10 protein-coding genes and 1 riboswitch are annotated in these 17,285 nt (G+C 47.7%); of the genes, 3 read left to right on the top strand and 7 right to left on the bottom strand.

Annotation, left to right across the window (positions count from 1 at the left end; all coding sequences use genetic code 11):
• The first annotated feature begins 93 nt into the window (after positions 1-93).
• Positions 94-2,319 (top strand): carbohydrate binding family 9 domain-containing protein, encoded by a 2,226-nt coding sequence (locus tag WCN91_RS10625; RefSeq protein WP_342678871.1) that lies wholly within the window; start codon positions 94-96, stop codon positions 2,317-2,319.
• Here WCN91_RS10625 and WCN91_RS10620 read toward each other — a convergent pair.
• The 3 genes from WCN91_RS10620 to WCN91_RS10610 all read right to left on the bottom strand — a co-directional run bounded on the left by WCN91_RS10620 (position 2,297) and on the right by WCN91_RS10610 (position 5,963).
• A complete protein-coding gene (locus WCN91_RS10620) occupies positions 2,297-3,670 on the bottom strand; it encodes a DUF2254 domain-containing protein (protein WP_342678869.1) in 1,374 nt (457 codons plus the stop codon). The genes WCN91_RS10625 and WCN91_RS10620 overlap by 23 nt on opposite strands.
• 302 nt (positions 3,671-3,972) lie before the next feature.
• Complete coding sequence (locus tag WCN91_RS10615; RefSeq protein ID WP_342678867.1) at positions 3,973-5,571, bottom strand: AbgT family transporter; 1,599 nt, start codon at positions 5,569-5,571, stop codon at positions 3,973-3,975.
• 134 nt (positions 5,572-5,705) lie between these two features.
• A complete protein-coding gene (locus WCN91_RS10610; RefSeq protein WP_342678865.1) occupies positions 5,706-5,963 on the bottom strand; it encodes a DUF3081 domain-containing protein in 258 nt (85 codons plus the stop codon).
• Positions 5,964-6,053: 90 nt separating this feature from the next.
• Here WCN91_RS10610 and WCN91_RS10605 point away from each other — a divergent pair, with 90 nt between their 5' ends.
• Together WCN91_RS10605 and WCN91_RS10600 are read left to right on the top strand one after the other, a co-directional pair.
• Positions 6,054-7,019 carry a ribonuclease Z gene (locus WCN91_RS10605; RefSeq protein ID WP_342678863.1) on the top strand — a complete coding sequence of 322 codons (966 nt, stop codon included), beginning with the start codon at positions 6,054-6,056 and terminating at the stop codon, positions 7,017-7,019.
• Between the two features lie 795 nt (positions 7,020-7,814).
• Positions 7,815-7,901: riboswitch (cyclic di-GMP riboswitch) on the top strand.
• An 88-nt stretch (positions 7,902-7,989) separates the two neighbouring features.
• Positions 7,990-11,088: an Ig-like domain-containing protein gene (locus tag WCN91_RS10600; RefSeq protein ID WP_342678861.1), complete on the top strand. Its 3,099-nt coding sequence runs from the start codon at positions 7,990-7,992 to the stop codon at positions 11,086-11,088.
• Positions 11,089-11,179: 91 nt separating this feature from the next.
• Here WCN91_RS10600 and WCN91_RS10595 read toward each other — a convergent pair whose 3' ends face one another.
• The 4 genes from WCN91_RS10595 to WCN91_RS10580 all read right to left on the bottom strand — a co-directional run.
• Positions 11,180-13,495: a COG1361 family protein gene (locus tag WCN91_RS10595; protein WP_342678859.1), complete on the bottom strand. Its 2,316-nt coding sequence runs from the start codon at positions 13,493-13,495 to the stop codon at positions 11,180-11,182.
• Positions 13,496-14,147: 652 nt separating this feature from the next.
• Positions 14,148-14,957 (bottom strand): DsbA family protein, encoded by an 810-nt coding sequence (locus WCN91_RS10590; protein WP_342678857.1) that lies wholly within the window; start codon positions 14,955-14,957, stop codon positions 14,148-14,150.
• Positions 14,958-14,990: 33 nt separating this feature from the next.
• A complete protein-coding gene (locus WCN91_RS10585; protein WP_342678855.1) occupies positions 14,991-16,361 on the bottom strand; it encodes a sigma-54 dependent transcriptional regulator in 1,371 nt (456 codons plus the stop codon).
• A gap of 631 nt (positions 16,362-16,992) precedes the next feature.
• Positions 16,993-17,285, bottom strand: a 293-nt coding sequence (locus WCN91_RS10580) for a 2-oxoadipate dioxygenase/decarboxylase family protein (RefSeq protein ID WP_342678853.1), incomplete at its 5' end; no start/stop codon positions are given.

Raw genomic sequence — 17,285 nt, 5'->3', positions numbered from 1 at the left:
CTACTGGTGAAAAAAGTAGCTTTTTCGTTTACCTTTGTTAACATAAGGTGAATTTTACATAAGCAAATGAAAGTAGTACGAATAAGGACGTTTATGGCGCATTTTCCTGTTATCGCATGTGCGGTTGTTGCTCTTAGCAGTGCAGCGGCTCATGCGTATCCTCCAGCACAACATTATGCCTTGGTTCAGGCCCAAGACGAGATACAGCTCGACGGCCAGTTAAAGGAAGATGTGTGGCAACGCGCCACGAAAATTGACGTTAATATCCAAAACGAACCGCTTGAACGCGCGCCTTCCCCGGTGCAAACCACCGCCTATCTGTACGAAGACGGTCGCTTTTTGTATCTTGGCATGGATGCCAAAGACCCGAACCCTGGCGCCATTCGTGGAGCCCTGCGTGACAGAGACGAATTATGGCAGGACGATAATGTCGGTATTATCATTGACAGCCTTAATGATGAACGCAATGCTTTTGAGTTTTTCGTAAACGCCTACGGCGCCCAAGGGGATATACTCGCCACCGATTTTGATACCTGGGTAGAAAACGCCAGTTGGGACGCCACCTGGTATAGCGGCGCGCACATTTATGAAGGCGGTTACAGTGTGGAGATGAAGATCCCGCTGACCGTGTTGAACCTGCCTCAAACGGATGAGGAAATCACCTGGGGCATTTCCATCGCCCGCAACTATCCTCGCGATGTGTTGTATCGCATCTCCAATGTTGGTTTTGATCTGGATATTAAGTGCAGTTTTTGCCAGTTTGACAAGCTCACCGGATTGGCCCAGCGCCATGAGCAGCGCGACTTGTCCTTTACTCCTTATGTCAGCGCCAAACGCAGCGATAGCAAGGAAGTGGTTCCAGGCGAGTGGCAAAATGGCGATACCGACGTAGAGGTCGGCGCCGATCTGCGCTGGCGGGTTAACGATGAGACCTTGCTTAATGCCACCATTAACCCGGACTTTTCTCAGGTAGAAGCCGATTCGGTACAACTGGACGTAAACACTAACTATTCCTTGTACTATGCGGAAAAGCGGCCGTTTTTTCTCGATGGTTCATCCTTCTTTCGCACCAATCAGTTAGAGCTCTTATACAGCCGCACCATAGCCGAGCCGAATTATGGCATTAAGTTAAGCGGTAAAAATGGTGTTCATACCTATGCCGGTTTAGTCACAGACGACAACAATGCCTCTGTGCTGCTGCCGGGCAACCAAGGCTCTTCTTTGGCTCAGCTAGAGGATGATGTTACCAATGCGGTGGCCCGTTACCGTTATGACTTGGGGCAGCGCAGTGGCCTTGGGGTGATGTTTACTCATCGTCAAGGTGGTGACTATCATAATACGGTTGCTGCCCTTGACGGCACCTATGGACTTAATGGCAGTGACGCCATTAATTACGCCATTGCTTATGCGGATACCGAAAACAGCGCTCAGTTTGCCAACGAATGGCAGCTTGATGAGCAGCAATCCGGTACTGCCTTAAGCCTGGCGCTGCAACGTAACAAACGTGACTATGAACTGCGCGCCCAATACGAGCAGATCAGCGAAGACTTTCGCGCCGACTTAGGTTATCAGCCTAAGGCTGACTATCGCGAGCTGGAGCTTGGCGGCGGCCAAATTTGGTATGGGCAGGAGCAGGACTGGCTGAGCAAATGGGGCTATGATCTTCAGTGGCAAAAATCCTATGACTTCGATGGTGAGTTGTTAGAGCAGCAGTACGAGGGTTATGTCTATGGCGAGGGCCCTTGGGTGTCGAGCTATGAACTCGGCATGGTGCACAGTGAAGAGCTGTATGATGATGAGTATTTTTTGCAGAATAAGGGCTATGTGATCTTCTCCATGCGCCCCTTGCAGAACTTAACCTATCAATTTTATGGCGATTATGGCTCGCGCATCGACTACAGCAATGTTCGCCTAGGCAAGGGTAGCGATATTGAAAATACCCTGACATGGGACGTTAACCAGCATTTACAACTGCAAGCCAGCTATAACTACAGCACCTTAGAGGTGGAAAGTGAGCGAGTGTTTAGCGCCGAGCAATGGGATCTGCGCCTGTACTATAAGTTTAATATCCGCAGCATGTTGAAATTGATCTGGCAGCACGAAGATATAGACCGCAACCAACAGGCTTATTTATACCGTCAGGTGCATAAACGTAATCGTAATTTTGGCTCGCAACTGGTGTATTCCTATACCATCAATCCGCAGTCGGTGTTTTATTTAGGCTACTCCGACAGTGGTTATCAGAACGATGATCTCGACAGCTTAACCCGCAACGAGCGTACCTTCTTTACCAAGCTCAGTTATGCGTGGCAATTGTAGGCTCTTTGTCGCTTAGGCTGAAATGAATATCGTCGCCACGCTTGTTGGCGACCTCATTCATACGGGTCAGCATGCGATTTATACGCTCGCGCTCATAGGGGTTGTCAATACAGTGCTCGGCGTCATAGACGGTGGCCTGCACATAACGATACAGCGCCTGGGTATATTCTCGGTTGTGCTCACAAACAAACAGAATATTCTTTAACGCCTCAATCAGGTTGACCAACACTGTGGTGTCATTACAGCCATAGTGGCGGATGGGGTCGAAATTCTCTTCCAGCAGGGATGCCAAACTGGGCTCATAAAACCACAGCAAAGGCGATTGTTGCTCTTCGGTATTAAGCAGGGTGTAATTATGATCCGCCACATGCAGGCGGGCAATGGTCAGTATGCTGAGCATATCAATGGCTTTGACCGCTGTACCTGGGTCGTTAATGCCCGGACTGAGCGCCTTAATCGCAATTTCGGCAATTTGCCTCAGGCCATAACTGTAATGATCGCCAATATATTCCTCGATATAAAATACGCTGCATTTATGAATTTGCTCGCACAGCTCTTCATCTGCGCTAATATCTCTGTCCAGCGCCAGATAGGGAAAGCCTTCAACACAGAAAAAACCCGGCTCTACTTCCGTTACCATATGCAGCTCATGTTGTGCTAACAGCTTACTCAGTTGCTGGGTATGCACACCCTTAAAGTAGCCAGCGCGAGGGCTTTTGAGTCGATACCAATCACAATAATTCGGCACTGCGGCGGCAATTCTCGGGTCTTGATAGGCAATCAAGTTTTGCAATTGCTTATTGGTTTGCGCAAACAGGGTATTGAGTACGCTGTCGACCTGGATGGAGCGTGAAATGGAATGGATAAAGAATACAAAGAGCACCAGATTGTAAATACCTATGGCCAAAGCGAAAAAGGTGCCTAAAGCCGGAGTTTGCAAGGTCTCCCCCTCGGTGTGGATATTCATCAGGGTAAGCAGGGTAAAGACGATGCTGCCGAGATACATGCCAAGCACATACTGGTGCGCCTTGATGGAGATAAGCCCGGGCAACACCCGTGGCGACAAGGTAGCGGAGGCATTATTGAGAACCACCATAACCATGGAAAAGCTAAACACGGTGAGCGAGATCAGGCCGCCGGCGAGGATACTGAGCAGGGTCTTGGCGGTATCAACATCGGTAACAAAGAGCACCGGCCAGGCCTGTTTTATGCGCATTACCCAGCTTTGGAATTCTATATTGGCCAGTACCATGGCGAACAACATGAAGAGGGTAATAATAATCGCCGGGTAGAAGCCAATGCTGCTGACAATGGCGCGGTATTGATCTGCTATTTTGCGGGGCGTGCGCATAAATACCTCATTATTCTGTGTTGCTGTTGTCAGCAAAATATTCATTAAAATAGAGCACTATGCTGCCCCTTCCAGGGCGCTGTCACTACCTAGGTCGTGGATAGAGATAGCCAGGGTCAACCGGCCCATATGAGCAGTATTAATACGCGCTTCAATACCGGTCTGATTTTCCCCAGGCCGTATCAAGGCTGGCAAAGCAGGGTTATGAAGACGAAAATACGCACAAGTTATCTTAATAACTAATTGAATAGTAACACTATAGCAGCTAACAAAAAGCCGGCAACTTAGGCCGGCTCTTATCATTAAGGTTGGTAGTAAATGGGTGAACCCGGGCCTACCGGCATACCCAGTACAAATACCCAAAGGTAGAATAAACACACCCAACCAACGAAGAAGATCATGCTGTACGGCAACATGGTCGCGACCAAGGTGCCTATGCCCATATCCTTCTTGTATTTACAGGCCACAGCGAGTATCAGGCCGAAATAACTCATCATAGGGGTGATCAGGTTAGTTACCGAGTCACCGATACGATAAGCCGCCTGAATGGTCTCTGGCGCATAGCCAATTAGCATCAGCATGGGCACAAAAATAGGTGCGGTGACCGCCCACTGTGCCGATGAAGAGCCCAGGCTAAGGTTAACCAGCGCACACATCAGGATAAAGAACACAAATACTTCAGGGCCGGTTAGATTCAGGGCCTGCAGCAGAGCGGCGCCGTTAACGGCTAATATGGTGCCAAGGTTGGTCCATTTAAAGAAGGCAACAAATTGAGCGGCGAAGAACACCAGCACAATATACATGCCCATAGAGCCCATGCTCTTGCTCATGGCATCAATAACATCGCGGTCATTCTTCATGGTGCCGACCACACGGCCATAGACAAAGCCTGGAATGGCGAAGGTGATAAAGATGATCACCACTATGCCTTTTAAGAAGGGCGAGCCCTTAATTTCGCCGGTAACCTGGTGGCGTAAAATGCCGTCGTCCGGAATTACGGTAAAGGCCAGTAAAACACCTAAGGCTAGGAAGGTTAGACCCGCCCATTTTAGGCCACTCTTTTCGCGTTGGCTCAGGTGTTCAATTTTGTTCTCGCCCAGGTCGATACTGGCTTCGCTTGGGTCGTATTTGCCCAAACGCGGCTCAACAATTTTCTCGGTCACCCAGGTGCCCAGGATAGCGATTAGGAATACGGACACGAACATAAAGTAGTAGTTGGCTTCGGCGCCGACCTGATAATCCGGGTCGATCATTTGTGCCGCTGGAGTGGTAATACCGGCTAATAATGGGTCAATCGTACCCAGTAACAGGTTAGCGCTGTAACCGCCAGATACACCAGCAAAAGCAGCGGCCAAACCGGCTAAGGGGTGACGGCCAAGACTGTGGAAAATCATCGCCGCCAGTGGAATAAGGACCACGTAGCCAAGCTCGGAAGCGGTATTAGAAAGAATAGCGGCAAACACTACCATAAAGGTAACCAGGCGTTTTGAAGCGCCCATTACCATGCCACGCATGGCTGCAGAGAGCATACCTGAGTGCTCGGCAACACTTACGCCAAGCAGGGCAACCAGTACGGTACCTAAAGGGGCAAAGCCGGTAAAGTTGGTCACCAGGCCTTCGAAAATACGTCTTAGGCCTTCGGCACTCATCAGGCTTACAACTTCGATAATGCCGTCGGGATCACGGCCTTTGGCGCCTTCTGGGCGAGGGTCTATGGCGCTAAGTCCGGCCCAGTCGGCGATGCCGCTGATCACCACTATGGCAACACAGAAAAGTGCAAATAATGTAATGGGGTGTGGAAGCAGGTTACCGAGAAACTCAACGGTCGCTAGAAAACGATTAAACCAGCCTTTTGGTTGTTCTTGTTGTTCGGGTACGGCGGAGGATACTGCCTTGGTCATACCTTTATTATCCCTTGGTGTCACAAATTCGGACAAAGATACCATTAATGGACCTTAGGATCATGGTGTTTCGGCAAACTCGCGCCTATAAGCGGTGAATAGCGGGGAAAATCAGCATGACGAACTATGCTGGCTTAAGGCTCTTTACCTATGCTCAATAGCTTGTTCATAAAGTCAGATTTGTTCTTCTCACTTTGATAATCAAGGTGATAGGTGTTATGAAAGCCAAAGCGTAAAAGTACGCCGCTGCCTTGCAGGTACAAGGTATAGCCATCAAGATCGGAATAAGCGTACAGGCCTTGGTAAAACTTGCCTTGCTCGGTTTGTTCACCATCTTGTTGAATGCGCTCATAGGCACGAAGCAGGGTTTTACTGTCGATTTCGTTTTTCATAAGCTAGCTTAGTTTTGACCTAGGGTTAGTTATAATTTTTGGGCAAGTGGCGAAAAAGTAAAGGGTTAGCACAAAAATAGGAGTAAACAGGTGCAAGTTCAAGTATTGGGAAGCAGCTCAGGAACACCGACCAAAAGCCGAAATGTGTCTGGCTATGCGGTGTTTCGTGACGATCAAAAGCCCTGGTATCTTATCGATTGTGGCGAGGCAACCCAGCACCAAATATTAAAAACCAAGCTGGCGTTATATCACCTTGAGGCTGTGTTTATCACTCATAAGCATGGCGATCATTGCTATGGCTTGCCGGGTTTAATCGCTTCAGCGGGTTTATCGGGACGTACTCAGACACTGCGCATAGTGGCGCCAAAAGAGGTGCTGGAGTTTGTCCGTGCCGCCATGGCGATGAGTGAATGGACCTTGCCCTTTAGTCTTGAACTCTTAGACTTTGACGTACTGAGTGCGCAAACCTTTAGCTGGGTTAAGGTGCAAAGCTGCCCGCTGCAACACAGGGTGCCAAGCCAGGGCTTTAAATTTATCGAGATGCAAATAGCGCGCAAGCTGGATATTGACCGCTTGAGGGCAGAGCAAATAGCCAGCGGCCCCCATTACAACCTTCTGCAACGTGGCGAGGATGTGAGCTATAACGGCATTCTGTTGCGCGCCGATGACTATACCCATTTAGCCTGGCAGCCCAGAGTGCTTGTTATCTGTGGCGACAATGAGACGCCCAGTTGTTTAGACCCAGTGATTGCCGGTGTGCATTTGTTGGTTCATGAAGCCACCTTTGTTGCTGCAGACTTAAAAAAGGTGGGTGCGCACACAGGGCACAGTGATGTGCAGCGCATTAGTGCCTATGCGCAAAAGCAGGCAGTACCGGCACTGTTACTGAGTCACTTTAGTGCCCGCTATGGCCCAGGAGAGGGCATGTTGGCGATAGCCGATGAGGCCAAAGGCCAGTATTGCGGGCGCTTGTTTTTGGCAACCGATGGCATGATAGTCGCGGTGGATAAAAACACTCAAGTGAGCCTAGTGCAAAGTGGTTTTAACAAGGAATAACCTAGGGTCTGTTGACCTTTGTTGTTCGTTTCTGCAGCAGTTTGTAGTGTATTTATACAAGGCGGTACATGTGTGGTGTAGTTATTCTACATAAACATGTAACAACACAGTAGAAATGCGCTACAAGCGCTGCCCTGCGGGTTCATCTAAACGCATCCTGCTCTGTGTTGCTCGCTATGTACATAGAATGACTATGCATCATAACGAGCGTCGTGATCAGAATGCGTTTAGATTGAACATAAAGTAAACCGCAAAGATAAACAGACCCTAGTATGAGCTCACTAACTTTGTCTTTTGCTGAATTTCAGGAAGTCGTCATTGTGAAATAGTGCATATACTCGAAAAAGGCTTTGCCATTATATAGTTAGCTGTATTTTATGGGCTTTTGAGAGAGTAATAATTGAATTGCTTAAAAAGTATACAAATTCAGTAATAAAGCATAGAAATACAATCGGTTGAAAATTGCACATTTTCATTTTTGTACGGTGCTTTGGTGCTGGAAAAAGCATGGATATTGGTTTGACCTGTTTCGATATAGAGTAAAAAATCTAGCTAAAACACCTGTTCAGTTGGCATTAATTGATATTTTTATCTAAAAAGATCCTTTTATCCGCATTTTTATCCTGAACGCCTTGTTCAGTTAAAAATTTGTTCGTTTCTTGTCCGTTGATTTATAAAAAGTTTCAAAAATAGCTCAAAAAAAGATCGATTTTATCATTGAGAATCCTTAAATCACCTTGCTAGAATGCCGCTTCGTTTGGGCCCCAATGGTCCAATATTTAATATTCGAAAGCACTCTCGAAACGGCAAACATTAGGAAACTAATGTACGCAAAATCACAGGCCCTAACTGATTTAGGCAGTGGGCAGCTGGATTACCGAAGGAGGCGCGTTGATAGAGCTCGGTTATTGACTTGGTCATAAAACTGGGAGCTTTCGAAGTGATGTACAAACTTTGAGAGGTTCTAGTAGTGACTATAACGAAAGGCGTCGTAACGCCTAATAAACTTTCTTCTTCCGTTTTAAAAGCCTGTGGCCTCGGACTTTTGGCAACTACTTTGGGCTTTACCTCAATGAACTTGTACGCTGCAAACGGTAACGGCGTGCAAAGTGCGATGCAGCATGACCATCAAGGCCGTGGTCATGGTCAAATGTTTAAGCAAAATAAAGCTGACATTCAAGCTAAGAAAAACCAATTAGAGCAACAAACCCTGGCGCTTGCAGCTACTATGGGTGAGCTGCGCCGTGCTAATAAAGGCGCCGGCAAGGGTGGCAAAAATAAATTTGATTCTGCCTTTGAGCAACAGCTTCAAGAACTCGTTACAGAGCGTCAGGCCAGCCAATATGCCTTATTACAACTTGATGCCAATGCCGCTGTGCGCACCGTGATGCCAAACGCCAAGCGCGCCGGCATGCCTGCCCATATTGAAGCCAAACTAGCGCAACAAGCGGAACTGGTTGGTGAGCTTGAATTGGTATATGAAGACTCAGAACAAGCTGGTCAAACACGTCTAAGTTACTATCTAACAAGCGCTAATAACAAGGTTCAGCTTTTTGTGCCTGATAGTATCGACACTGAACTTTTGCAATCTGGTATCCAGGTGCGCGTTAAGGGTTGGCAGTTTGACAATGGTGAGCAGGAAAATGTGCAAACCGCTTTGGTTCTTGGCCAAGAGCAGGCGAGTTTAGAAGTGTTGGCTGCTGGCGGCGATGTTACCAGTACCTCTACTTCAACTCAGGCCGCACTTACCGCCACTATGGGTGAGCAAAAAGTGCTGGTTTTAATGCTGAACTTCCAAGATAACCCAGTAAAGCCTTGGACCACACAAGAAGTTGAAGACATGGTGTTTGGCCGTGTTAACGACTATTACAAAGAAGCCTCATACGGGCAAACCTGGCTAAGCGGTGATGTGCGCGGCTATTACACCATGCCTATCGACACCACCTGTGATTATTTTGGCATGGATAAGTATGCCCAGCAGGTGGCCGAAGACAAGGGTATCGATTTGAGCCAGTACGAGCGCCTGGTCTATATGCTACCTAAAAATGACAGCTGCGGATGGCGTGGGCAAGGCACAGTCGGTGGTTCGCCTTCGCGTGCATGGATCAATGGTGAACTGAATCTGATGACCATAGGCCACGAGTTAGGCCATAATCTGGGTCTTAAGCATGCTAAAGAATTAAGTTGTGGCAGCGGGTACATTAGCGAATCTTGTAACGTTGTTACCTATGGCGACACCCTTGATGTGATGGGTAAATCCGAAGGCCACTTTAATGTGTTTAACAAAGAGCGATTAGGTTGGCTAACGGCTGAGCGCGGTGAAATCATTACCGCCGATACTGATGGCAGCTATCAGCTTGAGCCCTATGAACAAGCCTCAAGTGGTCAGGCCAAGGGTCTGAAGGTGCGTCGTGGTACCGATGCTGCCACCGGGCAGCCGCTGTGGTATTACCTTGAGTATCGTCAAGGTACAGGCTTCGATAGTTTTCTAGCGGGCAAGCCTGTCACCGAAGGGGTATTGGTGCATTTGAACAAAGCGGAATCCGATCTTAACAGCAGCCTGTTGTTGGACATGACGCCGAAAAGCTTATTGTTTGACTTGGAAGATGCCGCCTTGGTTGCTGGCAAAAGCTATAACGATGCCGAGGCCGGTGTCACCATTACCACAAAGTGGGCGGATAGCTCGGGTGTAGGTGTAAATATCAGCTACTCTGGTCAGCAAAGCTGTACTGCGGCGCAGCCAAGCATTGCGCTGGTATCAAACAGCAGTGTATGGGCCGAGGCCGGTGAAACCGTCTCCTATCGTGCGACTTTAACCAATAACGACAGTGCCGAGTGTGGCATCAGCAACTACAGGGTGTCTGCGCAAGTCGCATCGGGTTGGAATAGCACGCAGCAAACCGTAAGCCTGGCGCCGGGTCAAAGCACCACGGTAAGCTTAAACGTTACTTCAAGCACCACCGCCACAGAGGGTTTTTACGATGTAACTCTTAATGGCGTAAATACAGGCGACAGCCGCTATCAAGCCAGTACCAAGGCTTCTTATGTGGTTGAAGCGCCAGTGGCCGCCTGTATATCGGCAAATCCACAATGGACCTTGCAAAACATCAGCTCAACTCAGGTAGCGGCGGGCACAACGGTGACTTATCAAGGCACACTGATCAATAAGGATACGGATAGCTGCGCGGCTTCAACCTTTGATGTGAAGGCAAGCCTTCCTGCAGGCTGGAAAGCAACTAGCTCAAGTGCAACTCTGGCGCCGGGTCAATCACAAACCTTAAACGTTAGTGTTACTTCGGCGGCGGATGCCAATGCCGGTGTGTATGACTTTAGCCTGGTTGCCGTCAATCGCAATAACGGCGGTTACCAAAGCTCGGCCAGCGCCACTTATCAAGTAGCAGCGCCGGTAGCCAGTTGTAAATTAGCGGCACCAAAACTTGTTGTAGCTAATGCACAAGGTGCTGAAGTTGATGCCGGTACAGTGCAGCGCTATAACGTGGAAATCACTAACCAGAACCAAGACTGCGGCGATGCCACCTATAACTTGAGCATTGCCACACCAAGCAGTTGGAGTGCTAGCAATAATAATGTGACTTTAGCCAGCGGTGCCACAACGACTGTGAGTGTCAGTGTAATGTCTGCGACCAGCGCCAGTGCGGGCAGCTATAACCTGACCTTAACGGCCAAGGATGTAGCCAATACTGCCTACAGCAGCACCAGTACTTTGGTTTACCGCGTGGCCGAGCAGCAGAACAATGCCCCGGTTGCCTATAGCGATAATGTGAGCATGACCTCTAAAGAGGCTATTTATATCAATGTGCTTGGTAACGACAAAGATATCGACGGCGACAAGCTTGTAGTTAAGAGCGCGACCCAAGGTGCCAAGGGCAGCGTGCAGGTAATGAGCGATGGCCGTATCAAATACACGCCGGCGAAGAGCTTTAAAAACGGCGATAGCTTTAGCTACACCATTAGCGACGGTCAACTGCAGGCAACGGCGACTGTGAATGTCACCTTGGCAGGTGGTAGCACTGGCGGAGGTGGCAATAAGGGTAAGGGTAAGTGGTAAATCTAACTCACCAGCCAAAAACATGAAAAAGCCGGGGCATTTGCCCCGGACTTTTATTGGCGTTGAAAATAAACGCCCTGATGTTCCTCCATTAAGGGTTTTCGGCTGCTTGAACGGTCAACACCACATTATTACCCGATGTCTGACCGAGCGTGTCGGTGACTTGAACGAAGATTTCGTTCAATGCAGCGTTAATCGGATCTGTGTTCTCTAGACCTGGAGCCCACTCTATGGTGAAGGCACAGGCATAGCTTTCGTTGCCAGAACCGGCATACTCAAGCAGTTGATTTAGGTTACAAGCTGGATAGGACTCGTTGTTAAAATCACCACCTTCGTTAAGCAGTTTAAAGTTTGCACCAAGTTGCTCGGTAAATACTGATGCATCCTCTACGGTCAAGGTAGTTAGGTTAACATTGCGAATACCCGTGTTGGTTAGTTCAATTACAATCAGTGAACTGGTTGCAAAGGCCATATCCGCAGCCGGATCCGCAGGGGTAAAGTTAACGGTTTCACTATCCATTGCTTCTACAGGTTGACCGTCGTCATCTTCACCTGTAATGGTGGCCGTATTAGTATGAGGCGTACTTGGCGTACCTTGGATGCCTCTGATGATAGTACAGCTGGCGCTTTCACCTGGGTCTAAATCAAAGCCATTGAGAGGGACAGGCGTAATAGGTTGGAAACCAACTGTGCCGTTAGTATCGTCGCCGTCATTGTACATATTCACCGAACAGTCACCGGTGATATCGCCGAACCTAGTATCCGTTAGGCTCATAAATTCAACGGTATCAACCCCGGCGGCGTCAACGCCGAACTCAAAGGTGTAATCAACATCGCGTTCTGCGGTGGGATCGTCGCCGGTTTCCAACACTTCGTCGGGGTTGGCGGTTTTCACTAAATAAATATCCGAAGGAATATCAGTGATCATCACGGTGGCCTCACCTGAGTTCTGAGCTTCATCGCCTTCATCGTCTATTGCTTTTGCAGTGGCCACATTGACGTGCGAACCTGCACCCGCAGCCGAGATAAACTCGACAAAGCTACATTCATAAGCAAGAGTATTCTCAATCTCCACAAAGAGTGCACAACTGCCTTTGCCGCCCAGAGGCCCGAACATATCGTCTTCGAGGTAGGTTAGGGTAACCGGTGAATCCCAGTCATCCGAGGTGTTTTCTACCCTAATGGTATAAGTAACATTTGCACCAGACTCAGGCACGGTATCAGGGCTGGCTGTTTTAGTAACCTCGATGCTTGGCGGTAGGTTGGTGACATTCACCCGTTTGACATCACTACAGTCTTGACCATCAGAGTCGCTGATTGTGGCTGGACATTGATCGTCGCTGACCGGATCGTCTTTTTCATCCCAAAGCAGCACTCTAACCACGTCATCATAGAGTTCAGGGCTTTGATCATCGGGCAAATCACGGTCAACTATATGTACGGTAAATTGACAGCTATAGGTATCGCTTGGTGCAATTTTACCGCCATCCGCTGGTTGCTCACAGTTACTGCTAGTTAGATACACGCCATCGGCACTACCGGCCGCGCCGGTTGCACCCCAAAGGTCGAGTGTGGTTTCATAACTGCCGTTAGCGCCTTCATCAACCAGATCTTCTAGGGACTGGATATAGATCGAGCTGTTGGCGTTGGAGTTGGTGAAGCTAAGTTCAAAGGTATATGTACCACCTGGCTCTGTATGGGTACTGGAGCTTAATAGTGTTTTGTTTATGACGACCGGATCCGGTTTGATAAAGATATCAATATCGAAGGAATCACAGCGGCATTTAGACGGTGTGCCGGGTGCGGCAGGGTTGGCTTCGGAGCAGTCATCACCGTCTTTGTTATGCCAGGCCATACAGTAGTCGAATTCGGCCTTGCCGGAATTGTCCTCATCGCGACAATACATGGTGATGATTTCACCCCCATAAACGTGGGTATCACTATAACCTCGGGCCTTACTGATATCGGCACACTGGTCTTGGCCTTCTTCAAGATCGACCCCTGGGCCGTTAGTTTCACCGATTAGGATAGAACAGGTGTTATCCGTGTTAAACTCTTGAGCGCTCCAGTCGCCTTCGGGCAAATAAACGGAATAGTCATAGCGTTCGTTGGCCGTGGTGGTAATGGTCACATCGGCTTTAAACTCGAATAGTTCGCCTATGGTACATTCAACACGGGGACCATCGTCGGGATCAACGTTTTGGATGTTGTCAACTTTACTGACCCTTACGTCATTGGCGGTACAGTTTAGGTTAAAGCCCGCCTGCTCGGCCATACAAGCCTCTTCCATTTGCTGCGGGAAGAAAGAGGCGTGTGCGGGTGTGGTGCTAATGCCATAAAGGCTAGCGGTGCTTATCAGGGCGACACCCATGGCTCTGACAAGCTGCTTACAGTTAAATCGTTTCATAATCATGACCTCAGTCAATCGTTAATATTAATAAAACGTATGTAAGTGCGGCACTTTTAACAGCGGAATAAGGCTGGATTTCTAAAAAGTGTCTACTTGGCTGTTTACTGCGTGTTTCGGCGTTTTTGCCGTGTCTAGCTACTGCCCATGGCGCCCATATCTTAGCGGTGCACATAGCGCAGAATCCTATCTAGTAGCGTTATAGAGCATGCTTTGTGCCAGTGTGCTACCTGTTTGTTTTTAAAGGCTTTTCATCTTATTTTCGGGTGTTTCTTCGGGATGGGTATTGCGCAGGTGTAACACTTTGCTTAAAAAACCACCTTTAAAAGTCTCACAAAATAAAATTAATACATTAAATATCAATTAGTTAAGATTTATTTTCCCTTGTTCAACAGCTGGTGAACAGTTATGAACACTTTTTAGCAAAGTGAGGGACTTATTTGCTGGGATTTAGTAATGAGATTTAAAGTTGTGCGCCAAGGCTTAAGTTTATGCGGCGCAGAAAGAATAAGGAGGGTTATGCGGGTGTGCTTATTGGCCAAGTAAGGTAAGGCCGGGTAAGGAAAGCGGGGCAAAGGAAGGCTAGGCAAGGTAAAGTAAAAAAATAGCGCGGCGCAGGCTGGCCGGGCCACGCTATCTGGGATGGTAAATGTTATTCGCCGGTTTTCTCGGTTGGCGCGCTAGCCAGTTCGTTCAGTACCGCGGCAAAGGTTTCATAGCTTTGGGCCCCGACCAGTAAAGTTGGGTTAACTAGGTGACCGTCTTCAACCCTGCCTACCAAAAAGCTGGGTGTACCGCGAATACCCAAAGATGAGCCATAACTCATATCCTGCTCTACCTTGGCCAGTACCGTTTCATCCTCAAGGCATTTAGCAAACTTGTCCATATCCAGCTCGAGTTGTTCTGCACTGCTTTGGTATAACTCGTCGCCCAGTTGACGCATATTTTTGAACAACTGCTCGCGCATGGGCCAATAGGCGCCTTGTTGCAAGCTACAGTTGGCGGCTACCGCCGCGCCTTTTGCTTGTTTGTGGAAGCCAAGAGGGAAGTCGCGAGCAATATATTTTACCTTGCCGCTGTCAATAAAGTTGGTTTTAAGTTTGCTGAAGGTGGTGTCTACATATCGTTTGCAGTAGGGGCATTGATAATCCGAGAATTCAACAATGGCTAAGCCTGCGCTCGCATCACCGAGTTTTGCTAATGCCTCATCGCTAGCAAAGTTTTCTTGTGTTGTCAGGGTCTTGTGCTTTGGTCGTTGCGAGGCGGTGGCTATATTGTGGATTTCACTGACCTGAGTGCCTATGGTATCGAGTTGTTGTTTTAACTCACTTACTTCTTGTTTTAGTGCGCTAAGCTCCTGCTCAACTTTACTCTCTTTGTTGCTTTGTGCTTCTGCTTCACAGCTATTGAGTAAGAATAGGGCAATTATTAAAACTATATACTTGGGTATAAATGTTGACATTGTGTGGTCCTCTGGATTGCAACTTGGGTTTAGTTACAGCTTTATTTTGCACTTCTTAATTAAGCGATAAAAAGTCGTTCGCGAAATATTCAGCTCTCTTGCCGCCGCCGAAATGTTGTAGCCATTATTTCTAATGGCGGCCAGTATTAGTTCTGTATCTATCTCGGATCTATGTTTCACTAAATCTATAACATCTGAGCTTGAATCAGTTTTTTTTGGCAGGCTTATACCCAGGTCTTGCTCGGTGATAATATCGCTTTCGCACATGATAATGGCACGTTGGATGCGGTTTTTGAGCTCCCTGATATTGCCAGGCCAAGAGTAGGCCTCCATCGCTTCTAGTGCCTGATCACTAAAGCTGAATTGATGATTCGGAGGAGTCAGCTTTGTGAGGCAGTCGTTGGCAAGCAGGGGAATATCATTTATGTGATTTCTAAGACTTGGTATCTCTAACTGAATAATATTAATACGATAATATAAATCTTCTCTAAAAAGGCCTTCTTCGATGGCATTTTCTAAATTTACATGGGTGGCAAAAATAATACGACAATCCACCTCGGTCGTTTGATTGCCACCTATGCGCTCAATATAATTCTCCTCAAGGAAATGCAGTAAATTTATCTGTAATTCCAATGATAAATCGCCTATTTCATCGAGAAACAGGGTGCCTTTATGAGCCCGCTCGATGCGACCTATATATTGCTTATTGGCGCCGGTGAACGCGCCTTTTTCATGGCCAAAAAGCTCAGAGTGAATCAGGGTGGGCGGCAGTGCACCACAGTTTACCGTGATAAAGGGGCCATTGCGGCGTGGCGACAAGGAATGTATATATTGGGCGCACAAGCCCTTACCTGTGCCGGTTTCACCGCCGATTAATATGGTTTCATCGGTACAGGCAACCTTATCCAGAGTCTCTTTTAATTGCTGCATTTCTTTGGACTCACCAAAGCAGATGCTGTTGGCTTTGCTCGCTGCCGTACCTAGCTTTGAGCGCAATTTAAGTTGCGCCATGCCATAAATATGACCCAAGGTGTGATCCAGTCGTGCCCAGTCTACAGGGAGGTGATGATAATCAAGAAAGTAGTCGGTAAAGCAATAACTGATATTGTCGAGCAGATTATCGCCGTCGCGAAATAGTGCCAGCCACAGCAGTGAGTCCTGACTTGCAGAGAGTTGTTTTACGGCTTTAAGCACTGCCTGCTGGTGGCTATGCCCAACCAAGGCGATAGCAACATAACAGCTGTGCTGCTCGAGAATTTTATAGGCACAATCTAGGCTGTTGGCATGGATAAAATGCCAGTTGGGTAGGTTCGTCCGTGAGTCATTTAAACATGTTTCATCGGTAAAATTTAATACCAATACATCACGCTCCATGTGGGTCGTTGTTGTATTGCGCTTACTCACACTAAACCCTTAGCTATGAGACCATGCCATTGCGAGGTGATTAGCTTAAAGTCTAGAATAGCTGGGACTATTCGCAAGCCAGCTTTGGCGGGCGTTAGCGGATTTTTTGTTTCAAAAATAGGTATTTAAGTTAATGCTTTCTCCTTAGGCTTTGTTTATATTGAATTACTGAGGAACTACACCTAAGAGAAGGTGAGCATATTTACACCAGGAGCTGTAATACTGTGTAACAATTATCCATCTTTGCTCATAAAAAAAGCCCCCAATGGGGCTTTCTGACATTCTCTACATCACAGTTATCGAAGACACCCACTCTTATTCTTTACATTTTGAGATCGAGTTATCGAGGACACCCACTCTTATCCTTCATATGCTGAGATGGGTGTCTTGGTAATTTCTTCTTCAAATTCTGAGGCGAATTATCGAGGACACCCACTCTAACCCTTCATATTCTGAGATGGGTGTCTTGGTAATTTTTATTCAGAATTATCGAGGACACCCACTCTAACCCTTCATATTCTGAGATGGGTGTCTTGGTAATTTAAGATGGGTGTCTTGGTAATTTTCCTGCGATGAAGCAAAAAAAAGCCCCTAATGGGGCTTTCTGTCATGCTCTATATCACAGCATAAATTAACGAGCGTTGGTGCTCTCAAAGATCTTGTCCGCAGAAGCAGCAACAAAACCCGTGTAGATTTCACCGTTTGGCTGCAGGTAGCGCAAAGCAAACTCGTAGAAGCAGCTTGGTACCGCGAACTCACCATCGCTGAATTTTACTCTTGCGTCATCGGCCAAAGTCGATGATTGCTCAAGTAGCACTTCCGGAGAGCCTTTGATCTCGCCACCTGAGGTGTTAAGCGCAAAGCCAGCATCTTTTAGTTTCTGGTTTACCTGTTCAATGGTGTCGAACTGAGCCAGGTGATTAA

The organism is Pseudoalteromonas qingdaonensis (assembly GCF_038739665.1).
GTDB classification, from domain to species: Bacteria; Pseudomonadota; Gammaproteobacteria; order Enterobacterales; family Alteromonadaceae; genus Pseudoalteromonas; species Pseudoalteromonas qingdaonensis.
This window is presented reverse-complemented; position numbering and strand designations above follow the sequence as displayed.

Bases quoted from the DNA above. Each gene is read 5' to 3' on its own strand.
- WCN91_RS10625 (WP_342678871.1), top strand. From the start codon at position 94: ATGGCGCATTTTCCTGTTATCGCATGTGCGGTTGTTGCTCTTAGCAGT.
- WCN91_RS10620 (WP_342678869.1), bottom strand. From the start codon at position 3,670: ATGCGCACGCCCCGCAAAATAGCAGATCAATACCGCGCCATTGTCAGC.
- WCN91_RS10615 (WP_342678867.1), bottom strand. From the start codon at position 5,571: ATGACCAAGGCAGTATCCTCCGCCGTACCCGAACAACAAGAACAACCA.
- WCN91_RS10610 (WP_342678865.1), bottom strand. From the start codon at position 5,963: ATGAAAAACGAAATCGACAGTAAAACCCTGCTTCGTGCCTATGAGCGC.
- WCN91_RS10595 (WP_342678859.1), bottom strand. From the start codon at position 13,495: ATGAAACGATTTAACTGTAAGCAGCTTGTCAGAGCCATGGGTGTCGCC.
- WCN91_RS10590 (WP_342678857.1), bottom strand. From the start codon at position 14,957: ATGTCAACATTTATACCCAAGTATATAGTTTTAATAATTGCCCTATTC.